Below are 3,099 nucleotides of genomic sequence, written 5' to 3' on the forward strand. Positions count from 1 at the left end.
GGGCATCGACCTGTACGCCGGCTACAAGAACGGCGCTCGCTTCACCCCGATCACTCTGGACCCGAACTACTCGGGCGCCGACAAGATCAGCGTGAAGATCTACGCGGGCAAGAAGATCGGCGAGCAGCTGCCCACCGTCACCCGCGACGGCTACACCCTCACCGGCTGGTACACCGACCCCGTTACTAATGTTGCCTCTCAGTTGGATACCGACAAGAAGGCGACCACCAACCCGGACTACCCGGCCGCCGGTTCCATCTGGTACGCCCGCTGGACCGCCGACTCCAAGGACAACTCCCAGCTGAACGGCCTGCTGAACAACCTCAGCCGCTTCTACGTGGTGAAGAACGATGCCGGCAAGTACGTGGTCTCCGACGGCAGTAACGCCAACTTCGTCAAGACGAAGGTTGTCAAGGTCGACGGCAAGGACACCTTCGCCACGACCGGCGCCGACCTCGCATACACCGAGTACAACCCGGGTTATGTGAAGACCTCCTACGACAAGTTCGTGGCCGCCCGCAAGAGCGTCCTGACCGATCTGAAGAAGGAGCTCAAGCTCGCCAACAACGCCGACATCAACACCGTGTACGCGGCCGTGAAGGGTGAGCTGTCTGCTGAGAAGGCTGATACGTACAACCGCAAGCTGGCGAACATCCTGGTGGGTGAGGCGGACTTCCCGGATGTGAACACGTCCGACACCGACTCGCACACCGATAGCATCCAGTTCATGTACAACCAGGGCATCGTCAAGGGCTACGCGGACGGCACGTTCGGCTACGGCGCGCCGGTGGCCCGCGTGGACTTCATCGTGTGGCTGTACCGTGCGGCCGGCAGCCCGGCCGTTGACTCCCAGGCCTCCTTCACGGACGTGACCGCGGCCACGGTCCCGAACCAGGAGTTCCGTGACGCGATCGCGTGGGCGGCCGCGAACAAGATCACGACCGGCTACGCTGACGGCACGTTCGCCCCGTACGCGAGGATCGCCCGTCAGGACGCGGCGGCGTTCATCTACCGTGCGGCCGGCAGCCCGAACTACATCGAGGACTACAACTCGAAGGTGTTCGCGGACGTGACCCCGGGCGACAGCGCGAACCACTCCAAGGCCGTGCTGTGGGCCAACAACAATGGCGTGGTCAAGGGCTTCGCGGGCAGCGTGAACCGCTTCGCCGGCCTCGACACCGTGGCCCGTCAGGACGCGGCCGCCTTCCTGGCCCGCGCCATCCAGGCCAACCTGCTGTGAGCCACGGCCCGCTAGCCCCCGTCTAGCGGCCGTCCCCACTGATTGAAGGCCCCGGACCCAAGATGATTGGGTCCGGGGCCTTCCCGTATCGAGAAGAAGCGAGGGCCCGGGATCCGATACCCGAAAAGAATCGGACCCCGGGCCCCTCGCCGTCCCCGCCCGGCCGGGGCGTCATGGAGCCATCGTCTGAATGGACCGGTCCCCGCCGGCATCGCATACGGGAAGGCCCCGGAACCCGATCATGGGTCCGGGGCCTTCAATCAGTGATGTCGGCTACCGGTGGAACCGGTCACCGGTCTCACTTGGCGATGTAGCCGAGCTTGAGGGTGCGGGCCAGGAACGCGGCGGCGTCCTGACGGACCAGCGTGTTGTAGCCGCCGAAGTAGGTGACGGTGCCGTAGTAGCCCTTGGCGATGCCCTCGGAGGCGGCCCACAGGACCTCCTTCGAGTGGTTCGCGGTGTCGCCCGCGGTCACGTCGGAGAACTTCGCGTTCACGCCGTTCTCCTGGAACTTCGGGCTGCCGGCCGCACGGTACAGGAAGGCGGCCGCGTCCTGACGGTTCAGGGTCGCGTACGGGGCGAACGTGCCATCAGCGTAACCGGTCGTGATCTTGTTCGCGGCCGCCCAAGCGATCGCGTCACGGAAGTCCTTGTTCGGGACCGTCTGCTCGTTCACATCGGAGAACGGGGCCTGGGAGTCCACGGCCGGGCTGCCGGCCGCACGGTAGAGCCACACGATGTAGTCCACGCGGGCCAGCGGCGCGCCGTAGCCGAACGTGCCATCCTGGTAGCCCTTGACGATGCCCTTGGTGGTCAGGTACTGGATGTCGTCGGAGTGCGTGCCGTAGTCGTCGTAGTTCACATCCGGGTAGTCGGTCTCCGGGGCAAGCTTGCCGGCGAACGCGGCGTTGAACTCGTTGGCCTTCTCCTCGGACAGGCGGGACGCGACCGCATTGTACACGGTCTGGATGCTGGAGTCCTTAGCGAGCTTCAGGTAGGAGATGATCTCCTTCTGCACCTCGCCACGGGTCGCCTGGAAGTCCTTCCAGGAGGCGTCGGTGAAGCCTTCAGGCTTGTTCAGCTGCAGCTCGTAGCGATCGGCCGGAGAGTAGACGTCCCACTTGCCGTCGTTGTCCTTGTCGACATCGACGGAGGTGACCTTGCCGTGATGGCTCTTCTTGACGTAGGAGTAGCCGCGCTTGAGGTTGTACAGCAGGCCGTACTTGCCGTACTTGGAATCGGCGGTGTAGTTCACGTACAGGGTGTCGCCCTCCGGGTGGGTGTCGTCGACCTTGGAGTCGAGGTCCACCTTGAAACCGGCCAGCGCCTTGCCGTTCTGGATGCGGGTGTAGTAACCCTCGATGGAGTAGCCGGAACGCTCCCACTGGGATTCGGCGGCCTTGAGCTGCTCGCCGATGGTCTTGTCCTCGTACAGCTTGACGGTCACGGACTTGGCCTGGTCGTACAGCGGCTTCACCGTGAACGCGCGGTAGCGTGCGGCGGCGTCGAACAGGGCCCACACGTTGACCTGTCCCTGGCCGTAGGCCACGGAGAAGTCGAACTTGACGGGGTCGGCGTTGTCCCAAGCGCCGGTGACGTTGGATGCGGTCAGGTTGTAGGAGTTGAAGAACTCGCTGTTCTTGATGGTGTGCTGGTTGCCGGCGGCGTCATAGTAGGTGACGGTCGCTTCCGGATCGTACCAGCCTTCGAAGGCCTTGGTGTTCACGCGGGTGACGTCCTCGAGGGTCTTGCCATAGGCCTCCTCGAACGTGGACGTGGACGGCGTGAAGTAGGACTTCTTGTTGTACGCGTCAGACACGCTCACGTTGTACTGCGTGGCCGGCTGGAAGTTGTAGGCC

At 64.2% G+C, this 3,099-nt stretch carries 2 protein-coding genes; one reads left to right on the forward strand and one right to left on the reverse strand.

All coding sequences use genetic code 11. The annotated features are described in order from the left end of the window. A partial coding sequence (locus tag BMYO_RS11205; RefSeq protein WP_211276863.1) for an S-layer homology domain-containing protein occupies window positions 1-1,240 on the forward strand: 1,240 nt, incomplete at its 5' end. Between the two features lie 298 nt (window positions 1,241-1,538). Here the strand turns inward: BMYO_RS11205 and BMYO_RS11210 are convergent. Continuing rightward, the coding region (locus tag BMYO_RS11210) for an S-layer homology domain-containing protein (protein ID WP_143249200.1) at window positions 1,539-3,099 on the reverse strand (1,561 nt) is incomplete at its 5' end.

Origin of the sequence: Bifidobacterium myosotis, from assembly GCF_002259745.1 — a bacterium.
Lineage (GTDB): Bacteria > Actinomycetota > Actinomycetes > Actinomycetales > Bifidobacteriaceae > Bifidobacterium > Bifidobacterium myosotis.